Source organism: Actinorhabdospora filicis (assembly GCF_030269765.1).
In the GTDB taxonomy this organism is placed as follows: Bacteria; Actinomycetota; Actinomycetes; order Mycobacteriales; family Micromonosporaceae; genus Actinorhabdospora; species Actinorhabdospora filicis.
The window spans coordinates 254,347-281,150 of sequence record NZ_BSTX01000005.1; the positions used below are offsets into that span (position 1 = coordinate 254,347).

At 67.3% G+C, this 26,804-nt stretch carries 37 protein-coding genes and 2 tRNA genes; 19 read left to right on the forward strand and 20 right to left on the reverse strand.

Annotated features, from left to right (window positions below; translation table 11 throughout):
• Positions 1–317 precede the first annotated feature (317 nt).
• The 4 genes from QSK10_RS30360 to QSK10_RS30375 all read left to right on the forward strand — a co-directional run bounded on the left by QSK10_RS30360 (position 318) and on the right by QSK10_RS30375 (position 1,862).
• Positions 318–542 (forward strand): hypothetical protein, encoded by a 225-nt coding sequence (locus QSK10_RS30360; RefSeq protein WP_285666818.1) that lies wholly within the window; start codon positions 318–320, stop codon positions 540–542.
• Between the two features lie 73 nt (positions 543–615).
• Positions 616–867, forward strand: a complete 252-nt coding sequence (locus QSK10_RS30365; protein ID WP_285666819.1) for a hypothetical protein — start codon at positions 616–618, stop codon at positions 865–867.
• A 180-nt stretch (positions 868–1,047) separates the two neighbouring features.
• On the forward strand, positions 1,048–1,611 hold the full coding sequence (locus QSK10_RS30370; RefSeq protein WP_285666820.1) for an RNA polymerase sigma factor: 564 nt from the start codon (positions 1,048–1,050) through the stop codon (positions 1,609–1,611).
• Positions 1,611–1,862 carry a hypothetical protein gene (locus QSK10_RS30375; protein ID WP_285666821.1) on the forward strand — a complete coding sequence of 84 codons (252 nt, stop codon included), beginning with the start codon at positions 1,611–1,613 and terminating at the stop codon, positions 1,860–1,862. The genes QSK10_RS30370 and QSK10_RS30375 overlap by 1 nt, the downstream gene beginning before the upstream one ends.
• Positions 1,863–2,099: 237 nt before the next feature.
• Here QSK10_RS30375 and QSK10_RS30380 read toward each other — a convergent pair whose 3' ends face one another.
• A complete protein-coding gene (locus tag QSK10_RS30380; RefSeq protein WP_285666822.1) occupies positions 2,100–2,333 on the reverse strand; it encodes a hypothetical protein in 234 nt (77 codons plus the stop codon).
• An 83-nt stretch (positions 2,334–2,416) separates the two neighbouring features.
• Positions 2,417–3,121 carry a class I SAM-dependent methyltransferase gene (locus QSK10_RS30385; protein WP_285666823.1) on the reverse strand — a complete coding sequence of 235 codons (705 nt, stop codon included), beginning with the start codon at positions 3,119–3,121 and terminating at the stop codon, positions 2,417–2,419.
• A gap of 33 nt (positions 3,122–3,154) precedes the next feature.
• On the opposite strand from QSK10_RS30385, the gene QSK10_RS30390 reads away from it, so the two are divergent.
• Positions 3,155–3,859 (forward strand): glycosyltransferase family 2 protein, encoded by a 705-nt coding sequence (locus tag QSK10_RS30390; protein ID WP_285666824.1) that lies wholly within the window; start codon positions 3,155–3,157, stop codon positions 3,857–3,859.
• Here QSK10_RS30390 and QSK10_RS30395 read toward each other — a convergent pair.
• Together QSK10_RS30395 and QSK10_RS30400 are read right to left on the reverse strand one after the other, a co-directional pair.
• On the reverse strand, positions 3,828–4,709 hold the full coding sequence (locus QSK10_RS30395; protein WP_285666904.1) for a transketolase family protein: 882 nt from the start codon (positions 4,707–4,709) through the stop codon (positions 3,828–3,830). The genes QSK10_RS30390 and QSK10_RS30395 overlap by 32 nt on opposite strands.
• A 25-nt stretch (positions 4,710–4,734) precedes the next feature.
• On the reverse strand, positions 4,735–5,373 hold the full coding sequence (locus tag QSK10_RS30400) for a transketolase (protein ID WP_285666905.1): 639 nt from the start codon (positions 5,371–5,373) through the stop codon (positions 4,735–4,737).
• Positions 5,374–5,469: 96 nt separating this feature from the next.
• Between QSK10_RS30400 and soxR the strand changes: the two genes are divergently transcribed.
• The 5 genes from soxR to QSK10_RS30425 all read left to right on the forward strand — a co-directional run bounded on the left by soxR (position 5,470) and on the right by QSK10_RS30425 (position 9,140).
• On the forward strand, positions 5,470–5,940 hold the full coding sequence (gene soxR / locus QSK10_RS30405) for a redox-sensitive transcriptional activator SoxR (protein ID WP_285666825.1): 471 nt from the start codon (positions 5,470–5,472) through the stop codon (positions 5,938–5,940).
• 98 nt (positions 5,941–6,038) lie between these two features.
• On the forward strand, positions 6,039–6,842 hold the full coding sequence (locus tag QSK10_RS30410) for an IucA/IucC family C-terminal-domain containing protein (protein ID WP_285666826.1): 804 nt from the start codon (positions 6,039–6,041) through the stop codon (positions 6,840–6,842).
• 43 nt (positions 6,843–6,885) lie between these two features.
• Positions 6,886–7,041 (forward strand): hypothetical protein, encoded by a 156-nt coding sequence (locus QSK10_RS30415; protein ID WP_285666827.1) that lies wholly within the window; start codon positions 6,886–6,888, stop codon positions 7,039–7,041.
• Positions 7,042–7,070: 29 nt separating this feature from the next.
• On the forward strand, positions 7,071–8,240 hold the full coding sequence (locus QSK10_RS30420) for an MFS transporter (protein ID WP_285666906.1): 1,170 nt from the start codon (positions 7,071–7,073) through the stop codon (positions 8,238–8,240).
• 9 nt (positions 8,241–8,249) lie between these two features.
• Complete coding sequence (locus QSK10_RS30425; RefSeq protein WP_285666829.1) at positions 8,250–9,140, forward strand: ornithine cyclodeaminase family protein; 891 nt, start codon at positions 8,250–8,252, stop codon at positions 9,138–9,140.
• A 78-nt stretch (positions 9,141–9,218) separates the two neighbouring features.
• Here the strand turns inward: QSK10_RS30425 and QSK10_RS30430 are convergent, their stop codons facing one another.
• Positions 9,219–10,175 (reverse strand): NAD(P)H-quinone oxidoreductase, encoded by a 957-nt coding sequence (locus QSK10_RS30430; protein ID WP_285666830.1) that lies wholly within the window; start codon positions 10,173–10,175, stop codon positions 9,219–9,221.
• 89 nt (positions 10,176–10,264) lie between these two features.
• Here QSK10_RS30430 and QSK10_RS30435 point away from each other — a divergent pair.
• Positions 10,265–10,351, forward strand: a tRNA-Ser gene (locus tag QSK10_RS30435).
• Between the two features lie 205 nt (positions 10,352–10,556).
• Here the strand turns inward: QSK10_RS30435 and QSK10_RS30440 are convergent.
• The 14 genes from QSK10_RS30440 to QSK10_RS30505 all read right to left on the reverse strand — a co-directional run bounded on the left by QSK10_RS30440 (position 10,557) and on the right by QSK10_RS30505 (position 19,382).
• A complete protein-coding gene (locus QSK10_RS30440) occupies positions 10,557–11,999 on the reverse strand; it encodes a tyrosine-type recombinase/integrase (RefSeq protein WP_285666831.1) in 1,443 nt (480 codons plus the stop codon).
• A 317-nt stretch (positions 12,000–12,316) separates the two neighbouring features.
• Positions 12,317–12,976, reverse strand: coding sequence for an RNA ligase family protein (locus tag QSK10_RS30445; RefSeq protein ID WP_349497716.1), 660 nt, complete (start codon positions 12,974–12,976; stop codon positions 12,317–12,319).
• Positions 12,977–12,986: 10 nt separating this feature from the next.
• Positions 12,987–13,226, reverse strand: coding sequence for a hypothetical protein (locus QSK10_RS30450; RefSeq protein WP_285666832.1), 240 nt, complete (start codon positions 13,224–13,226; stop codon positions 12,987–12,989).
• Between the two features lie 29 nt (positions 13,227–13,255).
• Entirely contained in the window at positions 13,256–13,471 is a 216-nt protein-coding gene (locus tag QSK10_RS30455; protein WP_285666833.1) for a hypothetical protein, read from the reverse strand.
• Positions 13,472–13,518: 47 nt separating this feature from the next.
• Positions 13,519–13,866 (reverse strand): hypothetical protein, encoded by a 348-nt coding sequence (locus QSK10_RS30460; RefSeq protein ID WP_285666834.1) that lies wholly within the window; start codon positions 13,864–13,866, stop codon positions 13,519–13,521.
• A 77-nt stretch (positions 13,867–13,943) separates the two neighbouring features.
• Positions 13,944–14,198: a hypothetical protein gene (locus QSK10_RS30465; RefSeq protein ID WP_285666835.1), complete on the reverse strand. Its 255-nt coding sequence runs from the start codon at positions 14,196–14,198 to the stop codon at positions 13,944–13,946.
• Positions 14,195–14,725, reverse strand: a complete 531-nt coding sequence (locus QSK10_RS30470; RefSeq protein WP_285666836.1) for a hypothetical protein — start codon at positions 14,723–14,725, stop codon at positions 14,195–14,197. The genes QSK10_RS30465 and QSK10_RS30470 overlap by 4 nt, the downstream gene beginning before the upstream one ends.
• 71 nt (positions 14,726–14,796) lie before the next feature.
• Positions 14,797–15,006 (reverse strand): hypothetical protein, encoded by a 210-nt coding sequence (locus tag QSK10_RS30475; RefSeq protein WP_285666837.1) that lies wholly within the window; start codon positions 15,004–15,006, stop codon positions 14,797–14,799.
• Positions 15,003–15,272, reverse strand: coding sequence for a hypothetical protein (locus tag QSK10_RS30480; RefSeq protein WP_285666838.1), 270 nt, complete (start codon positions 15,270–15,272; stop codon positions 15,003–15,005). The genes QSK10_RS30475 and QSK10_RS30480 overlap by 4 nt, the downstream gene beginning before the upstream one ends.
• A gap of 53 nt (positions 15,273–15,325) precedes the next feature.
• Entirely contained in the window at positions 15,326–15,760 is a 435-nt protein-coding gene (locus tag QSK10_RS30485) for a hypothetical protein (protein WP_285666839.1), read from the reverse strand.
• 100 nt (positions 15,761–15,860) lie between these two features.
• A complete protein-coding gene (locus QSK10_RS30490) occupies positions 15,861–17,711 on the reverse strand; it encodes a hypothetical protein (protein ID WP_285666840.1) in 1,851 nt (616 codons plus the stop codon).
• Positions 17,712–18,002: 291 nt separating this feature from the next.
• The gene (locus QSK10_RS30495) at positions 18,003–18,221 is read right to left on the reverse strand and encodes a hypothetical protein (protein ID WP_285666841.1); all 219 of its coding nucleotides are present in this window, start codon (positions 18,219–18,221) and stop codon (positions 18,003–18,005) included.
• A gap of 86 nt (positions 18,222–18,307) precedes the next feature.
• Complete coding sequence (locus tag QSK10_RS30500; RefSeq protein ID WP_285666842.1) at positions 18,308–18,733, reverse strand: hypothetical protein; 426 nt, start codon at positions 18,731–18,733, stop codon at positions 18,308–18,310.
• Positions 18,734–19,121: 388 nt separating this feature from the next.
• On the reverse strand, positions 19,122–19,382 hold the full coding sequence (locus tag QSK10_RS30505; RefSeq protein ID WP_285666843.1) for a hypothetical protein: 261 nt from the start codon (positions 19,380–19,382) through the stop codon (positions 19,122–19,124).
• A gap of 1,630 nt (positions 19,383–21,012) precedes the next feature.
• On the opposite strand from QSK10_RS30505, the gene QSK10_RS30510 reads away from it, so the two are divergent.
• Positions 21,013–21,252 carry a hypothetical protein gene (locus QSK10_RS30510; RefSeq protein ID WP_285666844.1) on the forward strand — a complete coding sequence of 80 codons (240 nt, stop codon included), beginning with the start codon at positions 21,013–21,015 and terminating at the stop codon, positions 21,250–21,252.
• Between the two features lie 11 nt (positions 21,253–21,263).
• Positions 21,264–21,335, forward strand: a tRNA-Met gene (locus QSK10_RS30515).
• On the opposite strand, the gene QSK10_RS30520 is transcribed toward QSK10_RS30515, so the two are convergent.
• Positions 21,336–21,551, reverse strand: a complete 216-nt coding sequence (locus tag QSK10_RS30520) for a hypothetical protein (RefSeq protein ID WP_285666846.1) — start codon at positions 21,549–21,551, stop codon at positions 21,336–21,338.
• A 33-nt stretch (positions 21,552–21,584) separates the two neighbouring features.
• On the opposite strand from QSK10_RS30520, the gene QSK10_RS30525 reads away from it, so the two are divergent.
• The 6 genes from QSK10_RS30525 to QSK10_RS30550 all read left to right on the forward strand — a co-directional run bounded on the left by QSK10_RS30525 (position 21,585) and on the right by QSK10_RS30550 (position 26,785).
• Entirely contained in the window at positions 21,585–22,025 is a 441-nt protein-coding gene (locus tag QSK10_RS30525; protein WP_285666848.1) for a phage terminase small subunit, read from the forward strand.
• Positions 22,026–22,230: 205 nt separating this feature from the next.
• Positions 22,231–22,650 carry a hypothetical protein gene (locus QSK10_RS30530; RefSeq protein WP_285666849.1) on the forward strand — a complete coding sequence of 140 codons (420 nt, stop codon included), beginning with the start codon at positions 22,231–22,233 and terminating at the stop codon, positions 22,648–22,650.
• 37 nt (positions 22,651–22,687) lie between these two features.
• Positions 22,688–23,683: a hypothetical protein gene (locus QSK10_RS30535; RefSeq protein ID WP_285666850.1), complete on the forward strand. Its 996-nt coding sequence runs from the start codon at positions 22,688–22,690 to the stop codon at positions 23,681–23,683.
• 77 nt (positions 23,684–23,760) lie between these two features.
• Complete coding sequence (locus QSK10_RS30540; RefSeq protein WP_285666908.1) at positions 23,761–25,146, forward strand: phage portal protein; 1,386 nt, start codon at positions 23,761–23,763, stop codon at positions 25,144–25,146.
• The gene (locus tag QSK10_RS30545) at positions 25,143–26,300 is read left to right on the forward strand and encodes a VG15 protein (RefSeq protein WP_285666851.1); all 1,158 of its coding nucleotides are present in this window, start codon (positions 25,143–25,145) and stop codon (positions 26,298–26,300) included. Before QSK10_RS30540 ends, QSK10_RS30545 begins: the two co-directional genes overlap by 4 nt.
• A complete protein-coding gene (locus QSK10_RS30550) occupies positions 26,189–26,785 on the forward strand; it encodes a hypothetical protein (RefSeq protein WP_285666852.1) in 597 nt (198 codons plus the stop codon). Before QSK10_RS30545 ends, QSK10_RS30550 begins: the two co-directional genes overlap by 112 nt.
• Positions 26,786–26,804 lie beyond the last annotated feature (19 nt).

The following is a 26,804-nucleotide window of genomic DNA, read 5'->3' on the forward strand; positions in this document are numbered from 1 at the left end:
TAAAGCGACGAAAAATAAGATACGGGTGTTTCGCTTGAAAGTCCAGGTCAAGCGGGCCTACCGTCCTGTGTGTACCGTCCAAACCCATCGGCGGGAGCCATGACCAGACACATTATTGCGTCGTCTCTTGCTGCCCTTTTCACGGGCGGCATCACGATAACCGCTTGGATCTACGCGGGCAATGATCACTCCGCCCCCGCAATCATCGCCGGTGTCGTGCTTTCGACACTTCTCGCGGCCCTCGTGGGTGGCGCCGTCATGATCCATCGGCTTTAATGGAGCCACTCCGCTTTCTCTCCCGGCACCGTGGCTTCCGCATGAACTTCGAAGCCCACGGCACCTGGCCGGGTCCGGTCACGGTCCACCGCATCAGCCATTCCGGCTACGTCCACCGTGCCCACATCTTCACCGTCACACCCACCGATGACGCGAGCTACCTCATCACGCCCAACCCGGACGCGCCCTACGTCGTCCCAGCGTGGGAAGCCGACGCCATCGCCCTCGCCATGCTCATCGCCCAGATCCGCGCACAACTTCCCTGACAAAGAAACGGCAGCCAACCCGACGTCCTCAGAAAACCCGGGTGGCTGCCTTGACAGAGAGGCGTTATCTCTCATGCCGTTCGAAACGCTAGCACCGATCCTCGGCTACACCCTCCTCGGCGCGATACCTCTCGTAGCCGGATGGACCTACCTCGTGTCCCTCGCCCACGAGCACGACCTCACGCTCTTCGGCGCCTGCCGCTGCTTCGCGTGCCTCCTCGCCTACAAACTCGACCGCCACCACGGCCGCCACCGGCTCGAAGACCTCTACAGCCGACAGCGCCACATCCGCGCCGACTTCCACACCCTCACCCCCGAGAGCTGAGGTGAATCCTTTCCGCCCCCACCCCGCTCTTATGATCGTTCCCGGCACGCCCGCCGGGCCGAACCCGGAGGTCTTCGCACATGTCCACCCCCGTCATCGTCGCCGCCATCGTCGTCGTGGCCCTGCTCATCTGCGTCTGCACGGTCACCCTGCTGCGCCGCCGCAAGGCCAAGGCCACCCGTGGCTAGCACCGCCACCTCCTGGCCGGCGGAGGCCACCGTCGAGGCAGCCAAAGACGGGGACGTCGAGTCCATCGCCGAACTCATCCGCGCCTCCCACCCCCACGTCCGGCGCTTCGCGCACGCCCTGTGCGCCACCCCCCAGGACGCCGAGGACGCCGCCCAGGAAGCGCTGATCATCCTGTACCGCAAGATCGGGATGCTGCGCGCCTCAAAGGCCCTGGCCTCCTGGCTGTTCCGGATCGTCCGGCACGAATGCCTGCGGCTCTTCCGTCCGGGCGCACTCACCATGACCATGACCATGACCATGACCGAACCGGAACCGGTGGTGGCGCGCTCCGTCGAGGAGGAGGTCCTCACCCGCCTGGACGCCGCCGAGGTCGCCCGCGCGATCGCCGCGCTGCCCACCGAACAGCGTGAGGTGCTGATCCTGCGCGACGTCCGGGGACTCAGCGGCGCCGCCACCGCCGAGGCGCTGGCCCTGTCCCTCCCCGCGATGAAATCGCGGCTCCACCGGGCCCGCAGCGCCCTCCAAGGAGCCATCGGACCCAAGGAGATCCTCTAATGGCCGAACGCGACTTCTCCAGCAAGACCCTCGCCGGGCACATCCTGAAGGGCGTCCTCGGGTTCGGCTCGCTCATCGGGGCCTTCGCCCTCATGCCCTTCGTGGGCCTGTGGTCGCTGCTACTTCTCCCACTCGGCGTGGTCGCCCTGAAGGGCTGCCCGATGTGCTGGACCCTCGGGCTCATCGCGACCATCTCGCGCGGCCGCCTCAAGCGCCAGTGCGACGACGACGGCGTCTGCCACCTGGTCTAGCAGCCGACTGCCAACCCCCAGATCCTCCGGACGCGGCATGCGACGCCGGTCGGACACCCGGTTCCTCGCCTGGAACGTGGGTTCCCGGCCCACGCGCGCCGATCGGCCGCGCGCCGCCGAGCTTTTCCCTAGCGGCGGGATCGCGTCCGGAAGTTGCGGGAAGCCCGTGGCACACCTGGGTCACGGGCTTCCCCGCGACACGGCTCCGTACAAGCGGTACGGCGAGCCGGTGGGCGCCTAGGCGGGCTTCAGCCGTCCCGCCGGGCTCAGGTAGTCGCTCTTCGAGTACAGCCGGACCCCGAGCTCGGTCAGCATCCGCGCCGCCTCGATGCGGTCCGCGCACGGAAACCCCTCCGCGCACCCCGCCTTGCAGCGCATGAAACCGCCGGTGTGATCGTGGGCGGCGTACTTGGCACGCCATGAGGGGATCGGATCGGGGTTCTTCATGGGGACCATCTCCCTGGCAGTCATGCGGGGGCATCGTCGCTCCCAGTCATATAACCGCCGGGCTTTCCGGACGTGACGCACATGGAGTGCGGGACGACCCGAAAGGGTTACACGTCCGCTATGGCCAGCAGGCTCTGCCCGAACGGCGGCGCCATCAGCCGCTCCGAGGCGCGCACGGCCGGCACGATCAGCCGGTCGTAGGTCCGCAGCGCCAGCGAATCCCTCGGCACGCCTCGCAGCAGCCGCATCATGAGCAGCCAGGCGAAGAACCCCGCCCAGTTCACGTGCTTCAGGACGCGCGGGCGCAACCCGGCGTCCTCGAAAGCCTTGCGCAGGCTCGCCCGGCGGTAGCGCCGGACGTGCCCGACGGCCCGGTCGAAGTCGCTCATCAGCAGCGGGAACGCCGGCACGAACACGATCACCGCACCACCGGGCCGGACCATGGCCGCCATCGAGCGCAGGGCCGCCACATCGTCCGGGATGTGCTCCAGCACGTTGTACGCGACCGCCGAGGAAAACCCGCCGTCCAGAGTGGACGGAAGAAGAAGTTTGCGGACGCGTACCCGTGAATCCCCGGCGAACCGCTCCTTCAGGAACGCCACCCGCGACTCGTCGGCGTCGGTCGCGGTGAAGCTGCGCGCGTGCGGGAGCCATTCGGCGGCGTAGTCGCCGTGACCCGAGCCGATCTCCACCGGTTCGTCCCCGAGGGCGTCGAGAGCCAGCGAGACGAGCCAGGCACGGTAATGTGAGGCCGCGCCGACATCCTCCAGGATGCGCGATTGAAGACGCGTGTCTCCGGTGATGTCGCCCATTGCCGCACCGTAACACCGCCGGGGGCCAACGCCGTGAAGCTGTCGATCCTGATGCCCGTCTTCAACGAGGAGGAGCGGCTCGAACGCGCGCTCGACGCCGCCCTCAAGGTCGAGTACCCGTGCGAGATCGAGCTGATCGTCGTCGACGACGGCAGCCGCGACCGCACCGCCGAGATCCTGGCCAACTACGCCGACGATCGGGTCAACCCGCTACGGCATCCCCGCAACCGGGGTAAGGGCGCCGCCATCCGGACCGCGGCGAACAAGGCCACCGGGGACTATCTGATCATCCTCGACGCGGACCTGGAGTACGACCCAGCCGACATTCCCACGCTTCTGACGCCCGTCCTCGACGGCCGCGCCGAGGTCGTCTTCGGCAACCGCACTTTCGGCAGCCACAGCTCCTACTCCTTCTGGTACGTGATGGGCAACAAGGCGATCACGACGGCCGCCAATGTCCTGTACAACTGCTATCTCTCCGACCTGGAGACCTGCTTCAAGCTCATGCCCCTGCCGCTGTACCGGTCCCTGCGGATCGCCTCGCACGGCTTCGGCATGGAGGCCGAGGTCACCGCGAAGCTGCTCCAGCGCGGCATCCGCCCGTACGAGGTCCCGGTGTCGTACCGGGCCCGCACGCGCGAGGAGGGCAAGAAGATCACCTGGAAGGACGGGGTGGAGGCGCTCTGGATCCTCGGCCGCGAGCGGGTCACCGCGCGAAGGCCCCGATCCGCGCGCTGAGGGACGCCGCGTCCAGGCCGTGGTGCCGGTCGTGGTCGGCGGCCGAGCCGTAGAGGTGCAGGTCGACGCGCTTGACACCGATCGACAGCAGCCGGTGCGGACGGTCCGCCAGGGCCTCCGACAGCACGTGCGCGGAGGTGCCCTCGTGGTACGGCTCGACGATCACCACGTCCCGCCCGGCCATGGCCCGCAGTCCCTCGGTGTCGAAGGGCCGGACGGTGTTGGCGTAGGCGACCCGCCAGCCGGTGCCCTCGGCCGCCGCCAGCACGGCGTCCAGAGTGGACCCGACGGCGATGACGAGCGGCCCGTCCCCGTCTTTGACCGGCAGGAGCTTGCCGCCGGTCTCGCGCGGGACGCCGTTGGCGGCGATCGACAGTCGCATGTAGACGCGGTCGTCGGTGGCGGCCGCCTCCCGCAGCGGTCCCTCGACCTCGCCGGGATGCCCCGGCACGTGCACGATCCACTCGCCGGGCAGGTTGTCGAACAGCGACACGTCCGCCGGTGAGAAGTGCGTGTACCCGGCCGCGGCCCGGTCGTAGGACGCCCCGATGCTCACCAGGATCCCGCCCACGCCCTGGTGCTCGAAGTCGAGCTTGATCTGCTCGTAGGCGCGCTCCACCAGGAACGGCGCGTAGGAGTGCACGATCGGGCGCAGCCCGGCGATGGCCAGGCCGCCGCCCGTCCCCACCATCAGCGCCTCGCGGATGCCGACGTTGATCACCCGGTCCGGATGCGCCTTCGCGGCCCGCACGACCTGCGGGACCCCGGAGGAGATGTCGGCCAGTACCAGCGCCACGCGCGGGTTCTCGTCGATGAGCGCGGCGGTGGTGTCCAAGAAGACGTCCCGCATGGCGCGGGTTGCCGTGGTGGTCATGTCAGATCCTCGAAGTCGCGCGGGCGATGACGACGTGCGGGTGGCGCCCGTCGTGGGCGCGGACGGCCTTCTCGATGGCGTCGTGGTCGCGTCCGTCGGTGTCGGTGGCGGTCCAGCCGTGGGCGGTGAAGCGGGAGGCGATGCCACCGGGCCAGCCGTGGCTGGCGGAGTCGTTGTCCAGCACGATCACGGTCAGCGCGCCCAGCGAGGTCGCCCCCGCGTAGGCGATGGCCTCGTGGTTGGAGCCCTCGTCGAGCTCGGCGTCGCCGATGAGCACGTACAGGTGCGCGTCGACGCCCTGGGCGCGCAGCCCGAGGGCGGTCCCGACGGCCAGCGGCAGTCCGTGCCCGAGCGACCCGGCGGAGATCTCCGCGCCGGGCACGAGCGTGCGGTCGGGGTGGGTGCCCAGGCGCGAGTCCGGGCCGAAGGCGGTGTCCATCCACTCGGCCGGGATGAAGCCCTTGGCGGTCAGCACCGAGTAGAAGGCGTGCGCGTTATGGCCCTTGGACAGGTAGAACCGGTCGCGGGCGATGTCGTCGGCGGTGGCGGGCGTCACGTCCAGGATCCGGTCGTAGAGCGTCCAGATCACGTCGAGGGTGGAGTCCTCGGGACCGTACAGGGGGTCGACGGCCCGCCGCATGAGCGGCAGGAGGTCGTCATAGGTGTACGGAGCTGCGGTCATTGGTTAATCTTTCAACTTGAAGTTAACTTGAAGTCAAGTCCTCCGGGAGGATTCATGCCGGGCGCTCCCCACACCCGCCTCACCATCGGCGAGCTGGCCGAACGCTCGGGTGCGGCGACCTCGGCCCTGCGCTTCTACGAGCAGCGCGGCCTCATCCGCTCCGAGCGGACCACCGGCAACCAGCGCCGCTACAAGCGCGACCAGCTGCGGCGGGTGGCGTTCATCCGCTCGGCGCAGCAGGTCGGGCTCACCCTCACCGAGATCACCGAGGCCCTCGACTCGCTGCCCGGCGACCGCGCGCCCACCCCCGAGGACTGGGCGAACCTCTCCGGCAGCTGGCGGGCGCGGCTGGACGCGCAGATTCAGCGGCTCACCGAACTGCGCGACACCCTGTCCGACTGCATCGGCTGCGGATGCCTGTCCATGAAGAAGTGCAACCTGTACAACCCCGACGACCGCAAGGCCGTCCTCGGCCCGGGCGCGCACTGGGGCGAGCCGCTGCCGCCACTTCCGGGTGACGCCTGACACCCCGAATTCGTCCCCACTTCGCCACATCCCCCCGGGGCGAGTTAAGGTAAGCCGAACCTAAGCCATCGGGAGGATCGAGTGTCGCGGAGTCACGTGTGACCACGATCCTGCCCCCCGCTTATGTCGCCCCCGCGCCCCTCGCGCCCATCACGCGCGCGATGGACGCGATCCGGCGCAGCCGCGGGGACGAGCGGGTCGCCGGCGTCGCCGAGGGCCTCGTCCTCGAATCACTCGACGGGTACATCCCCGCCTCCTGCCTCACCGACGGCTCGGCCATCGGCCGCCTCCTCGACGCTCCCCGCGAGCGCTGGGGCGCCGCCCCGCACGCCGCCGCCGCGCTGGCCTGGAAGGGCTACGCGTTCTGGCTGGCGCTGCCCGCCGTGGTCGGCTGGACGACCTGCCGCCGCGTGCCGCTGCTGCACGCGTCCAACGTGCACGTCCGCATCGACGACGAGCGCCCGTACTACCACTTCGGGATGCGCCGGGCGATGGTCGCCGTCCTGCGCAACGACCCGGCCGCCGGGATGCCGGGCGTGCGGGTCGTCGACGACGAGGCCGCGCTGCTGGACGTCCTGCGCGCCACCCTCGTCGACCAGCACCTCACGCCGCTGCTGACGCAGATCCGCGGGCAGGTGCGGGTCGGGCGGCGGATCCTGTGGGGTTCCCTGGCGTCCGGCGTCGCGCACGCCGTGGAGTACGCCGCCGACATCGCCCCGCTGTCCATTGTGGAGAGTGTGCAGACCCTGGTGGACGCCCTGCGCGTCCCCGGGCTCGTCGAGGTCTCCTGCGACGCCGAGGGCGCGATGGACCTGCGCCGCCGCACGTGCTGCCTGGCCTTCACCGTGGACGGGCTGAGCACCTGCCGTAGCTGCTGCGTCTCGGGCTTAACCCTCTGGTAAGTCTCTTGCCAGAACTCGCCGCCATGTGACAGCTTCTGGGCTCGTGATCTTCACCCGCCCCTATCGCGTGCCCACCCTGGCCTTCACCGCGGTCATGTTCCTCACCGGCTTCGCCGGGCTGGCCGTCATCCCCATCCTCCCGGCCGCCGCCGGGGACCTCGACGGCATCGGGCTGTATCCCCTGGTGTCAGGGGACTGAGTTTCAAAAAGCAGAGTATCGCCGCCTCGCTGCTCGGCGGCGTCATCGGCGGGTACTGGTCGGACCGCTCGGGCGCGCGGCGTCCCCTCGCGGCCGGTGTCGTGCTGGCCGTGGCGACTCTGCTCATCTCGGCCGCCGCCGAGTCGGTGTGGCAACTGGCCGCCGGGCGCTTCCTGGACGGGCTGGCCGCCGGCATGGTCGCGGTCTCCATCAACGCCGCCATCGCCCAGTCCTACCCGGCCGAACTGCGCGCCCGGATGCTCTCGCTGATGAGCGCGGCCTGGATCGTGCCGTCCCTGGCCGGTCCGCCGCTGGCCTCACTGATCGTGGAGGTCTGGTCGTGGCGCGCGGTCTTCTACGGACTGGCCGCGCTCACCGCGATCCCCGCACTGGTCCTGGTCTACGTGCTCGGACGGCGGCCCGGGTCCATTGGGGACAAGCCACCCCGGCCCGCGCTGCTCCCCGCGATCGCCGTCAGCCTGGGCGCCGCCCTCGGGCAGTACGCGGTGTCCGGCCGCGACTGGTGGCACCTGGCGTCCGGCGCCGTCGCGCTGGCGCTCGTGGTCGCCTTCGTCCGCCGCCTCGTGCCCACCGGCACCTGGCGCGCCGCCCCCGGACTACCGGCATCGGTGCTGCTGCGGGGATTCGCCTCCGGCTCCTACTTCACCCTCGAAGCCTTCGTGCCACTGCTGATGGAGGTCGGGCGGCCCGTACCCACCATCATCATCGGGATCTCCTTCACCGGCGGCGCCCTCGCCTGGGCCGGGGCCTCCTGGCTCCAGGCCCACCCCCTCGCCGCCGTTCCCCGCCACCGCCTCGTCTCGGCGGGCGCGAGCGTGATGGGCCTGGCGGTCCTGGTGGCCGGATCGGCCCTCATCGGGCCCGCCTGGCTCGCCGGAGCGGCCTACGTCCTGGCCGCCGTCGGCATGGGACTCCTCGCGCCCTCCCTGACCCTCCTCGCCCTCGGCCACGCGCCCGCCGACCGGCAGGGCCAGGCGTCCAGCGCCATGCAGACCACCCAGAACCTCGGCCAGATCACCGTCATGGCAGTGGGATCCGCCCTCTTCACCATCGGCTCCTACCCCGCCACCTTCGCCCTGCTCCTCGTGCCCGTGCTCGGCGTGTTCCTGCTGGCCGGACGCACCCGCGCGGCCACGCCCGTTCCCGCGCCGAGCCCCGTGGCGTCCCCCAGCGCCTAAACTGCCCACATGGTCACCATCTGGACCGACGAGGACCTGCCGGGCCTGATCGACGCCGCCGGAACCGTCGCCGTGATGCGCCAGGCGCTCCTCGCCGCGCACCACGGCACCCTCTCCGCGCCACCCCGCGTCCACGCCGAACTCGGCGACGGCCGGCTCGTCTACACCGCCGGGGCCACGTCCTCGTGGTTCGGATACCGCTCCTACGACACCATCGCCGGTGGCGACCAGCTCACCGTCGTCCACAAGCGACCGTCCGGCGCGGTCGCCGCGATCGCCCTCGGCGCCGACCTCGGCCGCATGCGCACCGGTGCCATCGGCGGCCTCGCCGCCGGCGAACTCGCCGCGCCCGGTGCGTCCACCGTCGGCATCATCGGCACCGGCGCCCACGCCTGGATGCAGCTGTGGGCCATCAACGCCGTCCGCCCGCTGACCCGCGTCCGCGTGTACAGCCGCACCACCGAACGCCGCGAGCGCTTCGCCGAGCACGCCGCCGCCCGCTACGGCATCGACGTGGCGGCCGCCGCCTCCGCCGAGGAGGCCGTCAGCGACGCCGCCATCGTGGTCCTGGCCACCGACTCCGGCACCCCCGTCGTCGACACCGACGCCATCGCACCCGACGCGTTCGTCACCACCCTCGGGCCCAAACAGGCCGGACGCGCGGAGTTCGACGTCCGGCTCGCCGCGCGAGCGTCCACAGTGGTCACCGACTCGATCGCCCAGCTGAACGCGTACGACCCGCCGTTCGTGCTGGTGGGCACACCTCACGCGGAACGCGCGGTGTCGCTGGGGGCGATCTTGGCGGGGGAGGTGACGGCGCCGGGGCCGGGGGTCCTGTTCTGCTCGGTGGGGCTGGCGGGGACGGAGGCGTACCTGCTGGCGCATCTGGCGGGGATGTAGGGGCTCGCCGTTCGTCTCGTTTCGGCGCTGCCTGTTCGGCCTGTTCGGTTCGTTCGTCGCGCGGCCGCGTCCCATGGCTCAGCCCGGGATGAGCAGCACCTTCCCGAGGTTGCCCCCGGCGTCCAGCAGGTCGTGCGCCCGGCCCGCCTCGCTCATCGGCACCCGCTCACTGGTCACCGCGCGGATCGTGCCGTCCGCGTAATGCGGCCACACCCCCCGCTCGGTCGCCTCCACAATGGACACCCGCTGATGGAGGGGCCGCTGCCGCAGCCCCGCCGAGTACAGCGTCCCCCGCTTCCCCATGAGCCGCGCCAAGTCCACGTCCGCGTGCCGCCCGCCCTGGAACCCGATGACCGCGATCCGCCCGTCCGGCGCCAGCGCGTCGATGTTGCCCGCCAGGTTCGCCGCCCCGATGTTGTCGAGGATGACATCGGCCCCACCCAGCCCCTGCACCACGCTCACGAAATCCCCGTCGCGGTAGTCGATGGTCACCTCCGCGCCCAGCTCCCGCAGGTCCGCGTGGTTCTCCTTGCGCGCCGTGGTGAACACCCTCGCCGTCTTCGCGACCCCCAGCTGAATCGCGAAAGTCCCGATCCCCCCGGCACCCCCGTGCACCAGCAGCGACTCACCCGGCTGCAACCGCGCCACCTCGAAGACATTCGACCAGACCGTGCACGCCACCTCCGGCACCCCCGCGGCGTCCTCAATGGACAACCCCGCCGGGATCGACATCGTCAGTCCCTCATGGACGGCCACCAGCTCCGCGTAAGCACCGTTCTGCAACAGCGCGCAAACCCGCTCCCCGACCCGCCGACGCGTCACCCCCGGCCCAACCGCGACCACCTCACCAGAACACTCCAGCCCCACCCCCGCCGGCGCCCCCACCGGCGCCGGATACAAACCCCGCCGCTGCAGCAGGTCCGCCCGATTCACCCCCGCCGCCGCCACCCGGATGAGCACCTCGCCCTCACCCACCTCCGGATCCGCGACCGCACCCCAGCTCAACTCGCCATCCCGCACTACCACCGCTCGCATGATCTGGATGCTATCTGGCAAACTGGACCGCGACCGGACCTTCACCACCGGGGTGAGAAGACTTCACCTCAACGGTGGGGCCCGACACGGGAAGCTTCGCCTAGTGGCCGAGGGCGGCAGTCTTGAAAACTGCTGAGGTGTCACAGCCTCCGTGGGTTCGAATCCCACAGCTTCCGCTCTGGAGCAGCAAAAACGCCCCCCGACCTGGACTTATCCAGGTCGGGGGGCGTTCCGTTGTTGCAAGGCTGATCTTGGTGCGTCTCGGCTGTGTCCGGCTCCTACCGGTCACTTCCGGCCGGGCCGAGAAAAAAATCGAAAAAATGCTGATGCGTCAACCTTGGGATTGATCTTGGGGTTGACCTGGTATTTAACGCACGGCTGTTAGCGACGAGGTCGACCCCGGCGACGGCGACGACGGGGGGACTCGACGCGGCGAAGGCTCTCTTTCGCCTCCTCGGCCTGGCCGTCGATCACCTTGGCGTAGTTGCGGTGAAGAATGGCAACAGAGTGGCCCATCCAATCGGCAACCTGGGTGCTAGGGATTCCCTTCCTCAGCCAGCGTGAGGCGCATGCCCGGCGGAGAGAGCGGACTTCATTTGCGACGCCACGCTTCAACTCCTCCGGCGTCAGCGCCTCCTCTCGTGCCCTTCGCCAAATCTCGCCGTATCCCTCCGGGCCAGGGATGCCGCCGCGCGGGCCGACAAAGAGGCGGCCCCCTTTGGGGACTGGGTAGAGGGTTAGGTGCCGAGAAAGGTACGGCGTCAGCTCGGGGGGGATGGGCGGGGTCCTCACCGTTCCCTCGTCTCGATGCTTAAGACCCCTAGCCTCTCGGGGGCTACCGTCATCCGTCCACATTCCACCTGGCTTTGGTTCGGCGCCCGTCAATCGCCATTCCCCCACTTCTCCAGGGACAGGCAGTTCTGCGGGTAGGCTGGAATCTCGTGCGAAGATGAGTTCTTCCGGGCGGTGCCCGGACCAGAAGATCGAGGCGTAGAACGCTACTAGCCGTTTCGCTAGCTCTCCTTGGCGTTCGACGGCCGCAAGCAGCCTTATCGCCTGTTCGTCGTTCGGCAGCGTTGCAGGGTCGATCACGCTGTCGGCTTTGACCGTTCGCTTGCGTACCTTGACCATTGGGCTCGCTTCCAAGATGTCGAGCTCAATCGCGTAGTTGATGATGTTGGTCATCGTCTGACGCTTACGCGTCGAGGTGTTGGCCGCGGCCGGCTTACCGTTCTTCTTACTGCCGATCCGGGTCAACATGGCCCGTGTCAGTTCGGACCCAACCCGGGGCTTCTTCAGGGCGGCGACGGGCGGAGTGTTCTCAGCGAGCCACTTCAGCGCCGCTTCGAACTCCTCCGGAGCCGTCGCGCTCTTCTGTTGCAGCCGACCGCTGAACGCCCAGGAACGCATGGCGGCCCTCAGCTCCTTGAGCGGGGGTTTCGGGTCAGGTGCGCTGACCACCAGTGCTTCTGTGAGATCGACCAGGGCGTCGGCCAGGGCTCGTCTATAGCCGCCCGATGCTGACTTCCATTTCACGTCCAGGTACGTGCAACAGAGTTCGAACCAGCGCATTCCTTCTTGCTCCGGCTCGGATTCTGGCGCCGGATTGTCGGCAACCGGTCGGCCGGTCTCGATGCTGAACGGTTCCCCGTTGCGATAGGCGGTCATGAGCCGCGAGCGCTCTGCATCGGCGACTGTCTTCGAGCCGTAGGGGGCCCGGAATTCTTTGACTACACCCTCGATGGTCCAGATGACGGTATAGGTGGTTCGCTTCTTTCCTACTCTGACGTCCAGTTCTTTGAACTTGATGTTCAAGTTCTGCATGTGGCTCCCTTGCTATGGGGGAGCGCTTCTTTCCATGCCCGGTAGTCCTCACGATTGAACCTCCATTGGCCGTTAGGCAACTTGATTCCATGAGGCGCGCGGCCCTTGACCAGCCAGTCAGCAAAGGTGCTCTTTGGTAGAGGCCCAGTCTCGTCCCCGAGGTCATCAAGGATGTAGGCCAAGCTGATGTACGGGCGGGATTCGGTGGTGGACTTCTTCGGCATGGACGTTGGGCGCTCCTTGCTGGGGTTGGGAGCGCCAGCAAGCGCCACATGGTCAGCAAGTCACCGTGCGGCGCTTGCTGACGCGAGGGGTTGTTAGGCGGCCATGGACTTCGGGAGCTCATCGCGGTCGATGAGGACCTTGAAGACCGCCCTGGCGTCTTCGTGTCGGACGATGACGCCTTCGGGGTTGCGGTACGGCGGCAGGGGGCCGCCGGCGTGGTCGGCGGGGGGACGTGTCACGAACGACCCGCGCACCTTCAGGCGCGTTAGCGCCTGCTGTACGGACACATCGGCGAACGGCCCGTCGTAGAGGAGCGGGACCATGCCGAGGCCGTACGGGAGGTGCACCGCCATGGCGAGCGCTTCGGCGTACCTGTTCACGTCGAACAGCGCGAAGCGCCGGACGCCTTGCGGCATCTCGTATCCGCGGTTGATGCCGTGCCCGTACCACTCGCCGTGGTGTCGGCCGGGGCCGAGGACATCGGCGAGCGCCTGGGCGTTGGCGTGCACCCATGCGGCGAAGCCGTAGTTGTCGGCGTCCGGGGTGATCACGCGGTTCCGGGACTGTGCGCCGACGAGGTACAGGTGTTCGCCTAGCTGCACGACCACGCCATCGGCGAACGCGTCGCCCGGCGTGAAGATCGGCAACAGGGGATTCACGATGACCGTGGCGTTGGTGCCGTCGATCTTCTCGGTGATGGTGACGCTCCGGTAGAGACGGGGCGTCTTGGGGTACTTCTGGAACTCGATCAGGGGTGTCCTCCTAGTAGTTCGTCATGGGCGCCGCCTTCCGCTGCTTGGATTCGCTGGTGAGGTGGTACAGCCCGGAGTCCGGGCAGGCGTAGTAGCGGGACTCGCGGACCATGCCGCGTCTGGTCGGCCAGGCTTGGGCGGCGCGGTCGCGTTTGGTCTGTGCGCGCCCAAGGCTCTTGGCCGCGTCGTGCTCGTCGAAGAATCCGCGCTTGCCGCACCCGCACACTTCGTACGGGACGCATTTGGTCACAGCCGTCTCCTTTCGTGTCGGACTGCGGGTCAGATGATGTCGGCGGTCTGGCGGGTCACGGACCAGCGGTAGAACTTGGTGTGACCGGTCGCCTGTCGGTGGTCGAGGTCCCAAAGGTGGTCTCGGGTCCCATAGTCGAGGGCACCGACCCAGGGGCCGTGTGCATCGCACGTCCGGCAGTGCATGAAGTAGATCTCGGCCACGGGCAAGTCCGGGGCGATGCTCGGGATTTCGGGCAGGTACATGGGTTCCTCTCGGAGTGGGGCCCGGCCGACACACGTCGGCCGGGCGTCTACTTGCAGAACTTCGGGCAGGCACATCCGCCTATGACGCACCGTCCGCGCGAGGCGGCATCGAAGGCGTGCGCCCACGGGGGGTGTCCGCAGCCGGCGTGACCGCAGAACCCTTTGAGTCCGGCCTTGCCGGTACATGCGGCGCGCATGTGTCCGACGCTGTAGAGGGTCGTGATGCCGAACCGGCCGCCGATCGCCATGCTCTTGGCAAGCTTCTCGGCTTCCTTCACCGACGACATGGGCCCGAATGAGAGCCAGCGCGAGCCGTCGGGATTCACCAGCGTCAGCGCCTGCCAGTCGCGCATCTCCAGCAGGTCGGCCGCGGCGGCGATGACGGCCTTGGCCATCGCCTCGGGCGTCGGGTAGTCCTGTGACGTCAGGATCTCGGTGATGGCGGCGATCTCGTCGCGGCGGGGCGTGATTCTCAGTCGCGGCCTCCGCGGATCAGGGCTGCGAATCCCAGCACGACCACGCTGCATCCCAGGAGCGCGAACAGGACGGCGGCGCCGGTCATCAGGCCCACGGTGACGCTGCGGGCATCGATGCCCGCTGCGACTCCCGATCCCAGGATCGCCAGCCACGCCAGGACAACGGCAAGGGCCGCCACGGGGCCGGAGACCAGGGCTTGCGGGCGGCGGTGGCGCGGCTGCCAACTGGCCGGGCGGGCGTCGATGGTCACCACTTTGGGTTCTCCGTGGTGGCTTCGGGGCCGTAGCTGGCCAGCAGGTCGGCGAGTTCGGCGTCATCGAGGTGCGGGAAGTGGCGGCGCACTTCACCTACCGCCCATTGAATGAATGGGGCGGCTTCGCTGGGGGTGAACTCCACGTAGAAGTCGTCGAACGCACCCCGTCCGTGGTCCCACAGGAAGGTCGTGACAACCCGCATGACTTCGTCACGGCTCATCGGCACCAGCTCTGCGCATCTGTGGTACACGTGCAGCGCTAGGAGCATGGCGACGTCGCATCCACCGATGCTGAGCAGGGGGCGGATCAGGAGGGACGGCGCGGGATAGGCGACGTCATCCGGGATCGCGCCGAGATGATTCGCCGTCATCCAGCGGTGCACGAAGGACCGGAACTCCACCTGATACTCGGTGTCGACCGGGAAGCGGCGGTTCTTGACGGCGATGATGCGGCCGGGTTCGCCGCGTTCGATATCAGGCGCCTCGATCAGGGAGACGACCCGATCGGTGATCGAGAAGGTCATGTGCGTGCTCCAGGGCGTAAGAAAGGGCCCCGCCTGATGGCGGAGCCCTGTGCTTGCGTTGGGTGAAGTGGTCAGGTCGACGGCGGCGTCAGTGCGTCATGGAGACGGCCGTAGATGGTGGCGAGCAGTTCGGCGGCCTCTTCGTTCTGATCGGCGATCAGCTCGTCCCAGCGGCGATAGTCGGTGGGAGTGCCGTTCACCTGGTGTGGTGCCCGCTCGGATTCCCAGCGGGTGTGTGCGACGTCGATGTCGGCGAGGATCGCGCGGATGGTGTCGTTCATGCGCATGTCTCCGGGTGCGGTGGGATCGACCAGCGTCGGATGTACCAGTCGCCTTCTGAGTCGGGGCGCGGCGTGGGACGAACCCAGGCGGGCCGCCGGATCTCGATGACCTGACCGTCGTGCCATGCCTCAGACAGCAGGTACTTGAGATCCCGGGTGCTGAGTCGCAGGACGTCCGCGATCTCGTAGACCGTGAGGCCGCTGACGGGTGATTCGGACAGGTAGTCCAGGACGATGGAACGGACGTCGGTGGTTCGTGCTGGCACTGGTCTCCAGGGGTCGGCCCGGCGGCATCACCTCGATGCCGCCGGGGGAGTTGCTAGTCGGTGGGGTCCGCCGGGCGGGGAAGCGGATAGCCGTAGGTGGCCTTCTCGCGCTGGCGTATCAGCGCCTCGATGGTGATCCGATTGCGGAAGCGCAGACCGTCGCCAGGGGTTGTGCGATTGCGGCGGAGGCGCATGTAGGCGGCGAATCGCGGGCGGTCGTCGGGCTCCAGGAATGCCAGGGCTCGGGCGGTGTTCTCGATGACGTCCACGGGGTCGGTGTGGACGGCCATGCCGTGAAAGCCGCGCAGCTCGGTAACGGCGAACTCGGTGTGTCCGGCGGGGGCGATACCGCCGTCGTGCAGGTCGGCGGTGCTGTAGCGGCTCAGCTCGGCGGCGGGGATCGCGCGCCCGAGTGGGCGGCCTTCCCGTGCGCAGCCGATGCAGTCGATCCAGGCAAGTACGCTGGTCGCTGCGAAAGTAGCTTCCATCCTCAAGGGGCCTTTCGTGGTTGGGGAGCCGCCGACACATGCACCGTGTCGGCGGCTCTTGTTGATGAAAGTGGGTGCGGCTTTACACCCACTTTCACTTTCAGTGCTGCTCGGGCGTGGGGTGGAGCTTCACTCCCAGTTCTGCCAGCAGCTCGTCATAGCGGCCGTCGTCGTGACCCCAGGAGTACAAGACGGTGGAGTCGATGTCGGCGCTGGTGTAGTGCAGCCCGAAGTGCCGACCGGCCGTGCGAGGGTCGGAGCAGATCTTGCGTGCGTCGGCGACGCTCACCCGGTATAGGCAGCGGGACTTCGCGGGGTTCTTGCCCGCGCTGACGATGAAGACGTTCGCCATCGGCTCATCGGGCTTCACGGGCTGCGGGGCGGGAGGCCAGGTCTCGACAACACCGTCTCGCATGCGGCCCCGGATCGAGTCGTAGGCAGGGCGGTACTTGTTGGAGCTGGTCAGAGTGATCACGTGCAGTCCATCGGGATGGACCGACACCACGCGCATCCACTCTCCCGCCTTGGAGACCAGGTCGCCGGTCTGGAAGTGCTCCGGCAACCAGACCGGGGCCTCTTCGTCAAGAGCGTCGAGCGCGGCCTGTAGGTCGGCGATCTCCTCGTCGTAGATCATGGCCTCTCGCTTGAACCATGCCGCCTCAGCCAAGGCGGTCGGGGCCAGAAGACCCGCTGCCTTCTCAACCCGCTCGGCGCGCTCCTTCAGCTGTGCGATGCGCTGGACAAGCCGCCACTCCTCAGGCGCCCCATCGGAACGGGATTCCACGATCGGTGTCTTGGCTTCGGCCACGGCCCGGACCAGGCGGTTCCCTGTGCCGACGACGTGTGCAGGCCGAACCGGGTCGGTGGCCGCCTGGACGGCCGGAATGACCTTCGGTGCGGGGGTGGGGATCGGTGCCGTCGTCGCCTCTGGCTTCACCGGCGCGGCGGGAGTGTCGTCGATCGTGACGCGGACCGCGAGGTCGAGCGTCTCCAGCGCGGCCGTGATTCTGTCGATGAGCGGCCGGTTGGCGGCCTGATTCATCGTGTCTGCGTTGTGCCAGGTCCCGCCCTTCTTGTCCCACTGCCATCCGGCCTTGCGCAGGACGTAGCGGGAGCCGTCGGGGAAGACGGTGTTCCGCACGAGCGTCCCGAGCGCCCGAGTGTGCTCGATGACGATCACCTTCTCCGGGGCCGCGCCCGCGGTGGGGCTCTCATAGACCGTCACCGGCCCCGAGGGCGTAGCGGGCGGCGTGACCGCAGGCGCAGACGGTTCGGGCGCGGAGAAGGTGACCTTCGGTGCCTCGGCGAGCGGCTTGGACGGTGCGGCAGGCGGGGCGGCTTGCGGCTTGTCCTCGCGCTTCTTCAACACGTGGATCAAGGCTGCAATGCGGTCGGGGAACCACTCGGTCACCGACCCGGGCTCATTCTGCGTGGCGTGCCAGGGGGCATCCTCGTGCCCGAGCTTGGTGAAGCCGATGTGACCCACCGGCTTGCCGTCGATGCTGACCGACTGCCCATCTGCGGCGGGCCTGTACACCAGCCGCTCGCGGTCCTCCGCCTCTTTGATCAGCTTCTCCATGTCGCGCCGGTACTTCTCCGCCTTCTCACGAGCGGCCTCGGCGTCGGACTGGAAGTCGATCGACAAGTGGAAACGGAACTCTCCGTTCTTCTCGTAGTTGTACGTGTCGGCGATCCCCTTGAGCTGCCTGTGCAGCCGCTCCGCGTCGGACGAGTACCGCCGCACCCCCTGATCGTCGGTTGTGAACACCCAGGAGTCCGGGCGGTCCTTCACGACGATCCGGATAGCGCCCGGGTCGGAGGTAACCGAGTACGACGCCATCGGCGTGATCACCTGCTGCTCTCGCTTCCGGCGGACATCCACCCTCAGGCGCTTAGCGACGTCCGGAACGGAGAGAGACTGCGTCGACTTGTACAGCTTGCCTTCGAACATGATTCTTCCTTTGCGATGGTTGCCTATCATCAGGACGCGAGATCCGCTCGCGCCGACGCCTCACGGCGTTTCGGCTTTACGCAGGAACTGGTGCTTTTAGAACGCGTAAGGGTCGTGCCATCCACCACGGCGGTAGGCTTCCCAAGTCTCGTCCCCATACCGTTCTCGGGCCCACGCTTCATGAGCATCACGGTCTGATTCGGTCGGTTCCGTTTCCCCACCCTCAGGGTCGTACTTGGCGATCGTGTCAAGAACGGCATGGAAGGGGTTCCAGTTCTCGTCCACCTCTGGTCACCCCGCCTGATAGACGGGCCGGTCTAGCGTGTACATCTCGCCGTTTCGATATGCGTGCACCTGAGCTTGACGCCCTTCGGTAGCAATCCGACGAGCGATCTTGAGTGCTAGCGCGTACGTGCCGTTAGGTGCCCATACGGGACGCCATCCAGATTCGTTATCCCAGGTCGGACCGAAGTAGTAGTAGACAATGAAGAAGACGTCATCGTCCGCCATGAATCTCTCCTGATTCTCCTGTTCGGGCCGGGTGCCCGTGGCGGGCAGACGGCTCTAGAGCCGTCTGCCACCATGAAGACCCGGTACTAGCTCAGGCCCATGTCGCGATGCCATCCCCAGGGAGCTTCTTCCCAACCGGGAAGCCGAGAGATGAGCCGGGATTTCAGTGCGTCACAGAACGCCTTCGCGTCGCTCTTGTCCCACTCGCTCCAGTCGCAGGTCTGGTATTCGTAGTACTGAACTTGCTTGAGTGCGAATGCTGGTGAGATCCCATTCTTGGGGATGCCGTAAGTGAACGTCGGAATGTACGTATCCGCTTCATCCCATTCGGGAGTGTCGACCATTTGGACGCTCCTCAGGTTGGTCCGGATAAGGTCGATACCGGCGAACCGGAACCACTCTGCATCCCAGTGCCGCAGTTCCCCGCCGCGATATGACAACGGCTCGCGCTGGATATATGCGAGAGTGAGCAACAGGTCGACGTGATCGCGGCTGATTCGAATTGCTGACATGACTTCCTTCTTCCGTTCGGGCCGGGTGCCCGTGGCGAGCGGACGGCCCGAGAGCCGTCCACCACCATGCAGACCCGGAGTAGGCGGTCCCCTAGGGCCACCGGCCGATCTCCTGTGCATCGCTGTAGATGTCCTCTGAAATCAAGACCGTTAGTCGACGACCGTCCTCCGTGGAGACCTCTGCCCGGTCGCGTTCGATAGAATCGATGACCACGGGAATCACTTTCCCGTTGCGTACGACGTAGACGGCATCTCCGCTTTTCGTGAAACAGTGGTCACGGGTTAGTGCGGTCACTGATCTTCGCCTCTCAGTTCGCGAATGGAGCGATGCGCTCCCGAACAGAGTCCGGTGAATCCGGACTCCGAACGGCAATGCATCGCTGGCGGGCTAGACGTTCCCGCTGCGTATTGCGACATCGGCGAGTTCGAGCGCGAGTGATTCCGGGTCGGGCCCGTCATTGATGGCCCCGGGATCGCCGATAATGCGGTACAGATAGGAGATCCAGATGTCGCCCTTACGGAGGACTTCACCGACCTCACCCGGCGAATCGTCGACATTGCATGCCCAGACCTCCCAGCGCCGCCCACTGCGGCTCGGATACAGGTAGGTCTTCCGTCCGAGGACGGTGTGAATGATCTCTGTCGGCATGATCAGATCCCTTCGTTCGGGGAGCGATGAGCTCCCCTGCCTGTCGGGTTCAACCAGGCGGGCAGGGCAATCCATCGCTCCCACTTTCACTTTTGGGCATCGGGCGGCAAGACGGATGTGAACTGTCCTGCCGCCCGATCGGATTCGGTCTCGCTGGCCGCATGCGACGCGGTGATCCCCTGGCACGTCGGACGACGCACAGAACAGGCGGATACTCCTAGCGAGCCGAATCAATCAGCAAGCTTTCCACTATGGATGACTCAAGTAACATGGGCAAGCGACAGGTCCTGAAGCGTTTCCGCCCCGCTACCTGAAGTCCCTACGGATCGTGCGATTACTCGTGAATGACCGGCGCACTTTCAAGATTCGCAATGAAGGCCACCGCTATGCGGTCAAGCGTTCATCACGTCGAGCGTGACCTATTGCGATGCGGCGTCCTTGGACCCGTTCTAACGCGATCATCTCTCGATTGACTTCCAAACACCCACCGCTGTCGCGGTCGGTTATCGGTAGTGCGCCCGTGCATTCACTTGTGAAACAACGTGTTGGAGCCTTGCGGTTCCGGCAGTGCTCGGTGGTGCGTCTCAAAACCTACGCTCCCACTTTCACTTTGGTACCGGATGATCGGCTATCTCCGACTCATACTTTCGGTCAAGCGCAGCGTTTGCCCAGGTCAACACTCCTTAGTGGTGAGCATTTCCGGCATTGACGACGAAAGTGGCGGTGGGAGCGCACGTCGTTCGCGCCCGAGCCTGAGTGCCCGTGTGATGGATCAATACGCGCACGTAGCGCGTATCCATGGCTGGCCATGGTGCAGGGAGACAGGGGGGTAACCCCCTGCGGCAAGAAAATCTGGACCACTGCGTGTTAGGCGGTGGCTGGTTGCCACGGTTTCAGGGTCGACCAGGGCCGCCGGCCGATCCCGGCTGGAAAAGGAATCCCTGGTCAGAGCCGTTCGCTCTGTTCGTCTGGTGACGGCCACCACAAGCGTCGCCAGTTCGGCGAGCTGGGGCCGTAATCCATACAGAGGAACAAGGAGAGCGAGTTTAACAGCTCATCTCCCAACCCCCCTTTTAGGGGGTTGGGGATAGACGGTTTAGCTGCTCAATCCTTCCGTCTGTAAATCTTGCCTCGGGTCGGTCCGCGAAGACTCGCACACGCCGCCGAGGATTAACCTGCCGGAGCCGCTATCGCCTGGACCAATTCTGACCGCCGCCGACGCCTGCCGTCGAATTGGGAAGCTATTCGTCGCCGCATTCTCGCCCGAGACGGCGGCAGGTGCACAGCGCGAAACGGCTACGGCCAACGCTGCACGGAACCAGCCTCGGACGTCGATCACCGCCAGGCCGGTGACGACCACCGCGACACCAACCTGACTTCCTTGTGCACCTGGCACCACGCCAGAAAGTCGGCCGCCGAAGGCGCCGCGGCTTCCGCCGCGGTTCGGCGGCGGCACCTTCGCCGGTTTCGCCGTCACGAGCGGCACCCCGGCGATCTGTAACCCCGCAGCGCTCCAGGTCTTCGGCCTGTTGAGCGCGGAGGGTGTGACCGGTTCCCGGTCCCCTCCTGCTGTCCCCGCTCGGTCTTCCTCCCCGCCGAGCGGGGACACCTTCTCTCGATCGGAGCGCACATGGACTTCTGGGAAATCGTTTGGCTCGCCTGGTTCGGCATCTTCGGCGTGCTCGAAGGCGTCGCCTTGGCTCGCAAGGAGAAGAACGACACCTTGAGCGAACACATCTGGAAGTGGTTCGCCATCGGAACCCCCGGCGACCGCCCGCGAAAGAGCGGCTGGGTACAGCTTCGTCGCGTCGGCCTGGTCGCCGGCCTCGCCTGGCTGTGCCTTCACTTCCTCACCGGGGGATGGGTCTAGCCTGCCTCCAGCGCGGAGAGGTGCGTCGGTCGCACATCGGCCTCATAAGCCGCCGTTAGCCGGTTCGACTCCGGTCTCCGCTACTACCGCCGCGCAGCTCGAACCCGAGCCAGCCGCAGGCACTTCACCCACACCCAAGCGTCGAAAGCCCCGACCGCGACCAGGAGCATCAACGACATCCCGTCAGGCACCGTGAACCCCTGCACGGCAACGATCGCGAGCCGCTGAACTGCGAGACCGACGATCAGCAGCAGGGCACCGCCGGAGAGATGCGCGGCAACACGCAGGCGGGGAGTCATCGCGCGAGCATACGCGAACCCAGGAGGTGAGCCATGTCCTTCTCCTCCAGGGGGCCCGTCCCCAACCGCGAAGACGACCTTGCCCGACCACGAAGCCGCAAGGGCGTTGAGACACAGGCCGTCACCCGCGGCACCGCCCGCGAAACACATGCTCCTGAATCCGATCCGTCCTGGCACCCGATCGCCGCACAGCTCTGGGAAGCCGTGATCGCCTCCGGGCAGGCCGACTTCTACCAGCAGTCCGACTACGCCGTCCTGTTCTCGCTGTGCGATGACCTGTCGCACTTCAAGCGCTCCGCCAAGCGGTCGGCGCAGATGGCGCAGACGATCTACTCCGCGCTTGGCTCGCTCCTGGTCACCGAAGGAGACCGCCGGCGTGCCCGCATCGAGCTGGACCTACCCGCCGATGCCGACGACGACGCCAGCGTGACCGCGATCGCCGACTACAAAAGGCGCCTGGGCGTAGCCACCTAGCCAGGTCCGGGGGTGATGCCGCATCGCGCTCACCCTCGAAGGAATTGCCGAACTCGAACCCACCTATCTGGGCCCCACCTGGGCCAAGCATCCAGATGGCACCTGGCGCCTACCGGAATTCAGCCTCGGCTGGGAAATCGCCGGATGGTGCAGCCGCTACCTGCGCGCTGAAGACGGTGGATTCTGGAAGTTCACCGATGAACAGATGCGCTTCCTGCTTTGGTTCTATGCCGTGGACAATTACGGCAGGTTCCTTCATCGGAAAGCCGTTCTGCAAAGACTCAAAGGGTGGGGAAAAGATCCCCTCGCCGCCACCTTGGCGATCGTCGAATTCGTCGGACCCAGTCGCTTCTCTCACTGGAGCCCGCTCACCGGCGAGCCCGTAGGCAAGGCTCACCCACAGGCATGGGTCCAGGTCGCCGCCGTCTCGCGGGACCAGACCCGTAACACGATGACTCTGATGCCGTCGCTGATGTCGGACGAGCTCATCGCCGCTTACGGCATCAAGCCCGGTATCGAGGTCATCCGCGCTAACCATGGCAGGCAACGGCTTGAGGCGGTGACCAGTAGTTATCGCGCCCTTGAGGGGGCGCGGTCTTTACTCCACGTTCATCGTCCTGAATGAAACCCACCATTGGGTTACCGGCAACTCCGGCGATCGCATGTACCAGACGATCGACGGCAACGCCACCAAGAAGAACAACCGCTACTTGGCTATCACCAACGCTTTTCAGCCTGGTGAAAACAGTGTCGCCGAGCAGATGCGCGACGCCTGGCAGAAGATCCAGGACGGCCGTGCGGCCGACGTCGCCTTCCTGTACGACAGCATCGAAGCGCACGTCTTGACTCCGCTCACGCCGGATGCACTGCGCCTCGTGTTGCCTCGCATCCGCGGCGATGCCGTGTGGCTTCCCATCGAGACGATCATTCAATCTGTTCTCGACACGACCATGGCGCCATCGCGTTCACGGCGAATGTGGTTGAACCAGGTGGTTGCCGAGGAAGACGCTCTCTTCGGTCCTGAGAACTGGGTGCCGCTGGAGAAGCCGGGCGCGGTACTGGCCCCTGACGACGCGATTGTTGCTGGCTTCGACGGTGGTCTTCGCGACGATGCGACCGGCTTGGTTGCGATCAGAATCAGCGACGGCGCGGCCTTCGTGCTGGGGCTGTGGGAGCGCCCGGACGGCCCGGCCGGCGACGGCTGGGAGGTCAACCGCGATGTCGTTGACAGCGCGGTGCACGACATGTTCCGCCTCTACGACGTGAAGGGCTTCTACGCCGACGTTGCTCTATGGGAAAGCCACGTGAGCGAGTGGGCCCAGACCTACGGCGACCGCCTGGCGGTGCGCTCCGATGGCCGCAACAGCGTTGCCTGGGACATGAGGCAATCGCTCAAGCGGGTAACCCTCGCCAACGAGCGGCTAGTCCGCGCGATCCTCGACGGCCGCCTTCACCACGACGGAGACGCCCGTCTTCGCCGCCACGTTCTCAACGTCGGCCGGCGAACCAACTGGCACGGCGTCTCCTTCGGGAAACTCCACAACTCCCGCAAGATCGACCTCTACGCCGCCCTCCTCCTTGCCCACGAAGCCCTACGCGACCTGCGAAGCCGTGGTGCCCAGACGACCGCGCGCGCGGGCGTCGGCTACTTCCTCTGATCCCCTGGGGGTGACACCTGCCGATCCTCCCCGCCGCGCGCACCGCCCTGGCCTACGCCCGCCAGCTGCTCGACACCCTGTACAGCGACCTCCACGAGCTGCGCGACCTCGACAACTACCACCGCGGCATCCAGCCCGACCCCTACATGCCGGCCAACGCTTCCGACGAGTACCACCTACTCGCCCGACGCGCCGTCACCAACGTGATGCAGCTGCTCGTCAACGCCCCCGCGCAGTCCCTGGCCGTCGACTCCTACCGACGCGGCTCTTCGGCCGACTCGACCGAATGGAACCACTGGCGCGCCTCTGACCTGGCGATCCGTCAGGATGCGATTCACCGCGCAGCGCTGATCTTCGGGCACAGTTTCACCGTCACCGAGCAGACCTCCGAAGGTGCGCGCACACGGGGCCTTAGCCCGATGCGAACCGCCGCGCTTTACACCGATCCAGCTTCGGACCTCGACCCGGTGTGCGCCCTGACCGTGACGGCCTGGCCGACCAACACCGACGGGAAGGGCGTGCCCGGCCACGCGATCCTGTGGACGGCCACCCACCGATACGAGGTGCACTTCAAAGGCCGCGGCACCGATGTCCGCATCTCACGCGGCTTCAAGCACGGCTCTTCGGCCTGCCCCGTGACGCGCTTCGCGGTTAACGTCGACCTTGAAGGCCGCACCACCGGCGTGATTGGCCCGTTCCGCAGGCTCCAGGACCGCATCAACCAGGTGATCTTCGATCTTCTGATTGCGCAGTCCTACGCCTCGTGGGCCGTGCGCTGGGCCACCGGCATGGCCCCGCCCATGCTCACCGACCCGGTATACGCCGACCCTGACGACCCGACTTCCGAGATCATCGGCACCAAGCCACGCCTCGACGCCAACGGCCAGCCGATCCCGGCGCCCATCAACCACAACGCCAGCCGCTTCTTGTTCGCGCCGGACCCCGACAGCAAGTTCGGCTCCTTGCCCGGCACGCCGCTGTCCGGCTACATCGAGGCCGTGGGGATGGCATTCCGCCACCTCAGCGCCCTCGCGCAGCTTCCACCCGCCTACCTGGTCGGCGAGCTGGTGAACGTCGCAGCCGAAGCCCTTGACGCCAGCGAAGCCGGATTCCTACGGATGCTCGGCGGCCTGCAAACCATGCTCGGCGCCCCCTGGAAGCGCGTCTTCCGCCTGGCCGCCGAACTCGACGGGCAGGCCGAAGCTGCCCTCGCCGACGACGGCGAAATCGTCTGGCGCGACATCGGCTCGCGCTCCATGGCGGCCATCGCCGATGCCCTCGGAAAGCTGGCGACACAGCTCGGCGTTCCGCCCCGTGCCTTGTGGACGCGAATCCCGGGCATCACCGGCGAGGAACTGGACTACTTCGAGCGGATTGCGGCCGAGGACTCAGACGGGGCCCTTGCCCGCGCCATTGACCGGGTGACCGGTGGTGACGCTTTCAGCCCGGCGGAGCCGTCATGACGACACCAGCCCGCGAAGCCGAAGCCGAGCGCGCCACCCGCGCCTATCAGCTTGCCCTCGCCGCGATGGGCGTTGCCGCCTTCGACGAAGCCGCGAAACTGTGGGCGTCGATGCCGGCGACGCTCGCCGCGGCGACCACATCGGCCTGGCTGCGGCAGGCGATCACCCTGATCATGACCCGCCGCGCCCTCGCGCGCTCCCTCGCGATCGCGTTCTATCGCCTCGTGCGGGCACTCCGCACAGGCCGCACCATCGCCGACCCACGCCTACCCGTGCCCGCTTCGGTCACGCTGGCGAGCCTGCGCCACGAGTTTGCCCTACTCGCCCCCGAGTACAACAACCCGACACCGCCCACCCCACAACCGGCCGCACCTGTGGACAGACCTGTGGAAACACCGGCTCCCGTCGCCGCGAAACCAACGCCTCCGCAGGAACCGCGCGACGAACCCGACCGGCCAGCACCAGGCGATGAGCCTGTCGAGCACATCCCCGTCGATGTGCTCGACGATGAGGACACCGAGACCGACGACGTCCGCCAGGAGCGCGACGAGATCGAAGCCCGGTACACCCTCATCGCCCGCGGCCCCCACCGGCTCGAAACCCTGCTCGCCGCCCTCGACACCGACAAGCCCGCCAAGAAGATCGACACCGCCCGCAACGATGCCCACCGCAAGGCCGGTCGAGCCCAAGCCGCCTCAACGGCGCGACTGGTGATGAACGGCGCCCGCCACACGACATCGCGCCTCGCCCGGCGAGACCGCCTCGTGCTGGGCTGGATTCGCCGCTCCACCACCGGAACCCCCTGCGACTGGTGCGCAATGCTGCTGTCCAGAGGCGCGGTCTACAAGTCGTCCGCCAGCGGCGGGGCGAAGACGGCGAAGGCCGCCACCGTCCGCAAAGGCGTCGACCGGACAGGCCGCACCGGCGCTTACGCCGAGGGCGACCTCTTCCACGAACACTGCTGGTGCATCTCGGAGCAGATCCACAGCCGCGAGCAGTACAACAGCCCCGCCTACGACCTCAACCGCCACTACGCCGCGCGGTGGGAGAAGGCCACCAAGGGCCACGCCGGAACGGCGGCCGTGGCCGCCTGGCGGCGCTTCATCAGAGAATCCCGCGCCCAGGAGGCGCGCACCGTCCAGGAGACACACTGACCGACGAAGCCACGCCCAGCACCGATATTCCCGCCGATGCATCCGCCCCGGAGGCACTGGCTCCCGAGCCCGAGACCGAGGAGATCCCGGCCGCAGTTCTGCGCGATCGCCTCACCCGCGCCAATGCAGAGGCCGCAGGCTTCCGCGTCCGGCTCCGCGAACTCGAAGAGAAACTGTCCGGGCTCGACGACCCCGCCGAGATCCGCACCGCCCTCGACGCCGAACGCGCCAAGACCGCCGCGCTCGAACTCGACCTGGCCCGCGCCGAACTCGCCGCACAGTACGGCCTCCCCGCGCCAGTCGCCGCCGCACTCAACGGCAGCGACCGCGACGCCCTGGAGGCCGCGGCAAAAACCGTCGCCGCCCACATCGCCGCCGCTGCACCCGCCGCCCTTAGCGGCGGACTCGACCCGAGCACCCCCGGTGACGACGGTCCCGGCGACCCCCGCGAACTCGCCCGCCTCTACGGCCCGCGACTGCGCTAAACCCCATCCCAGACCACCC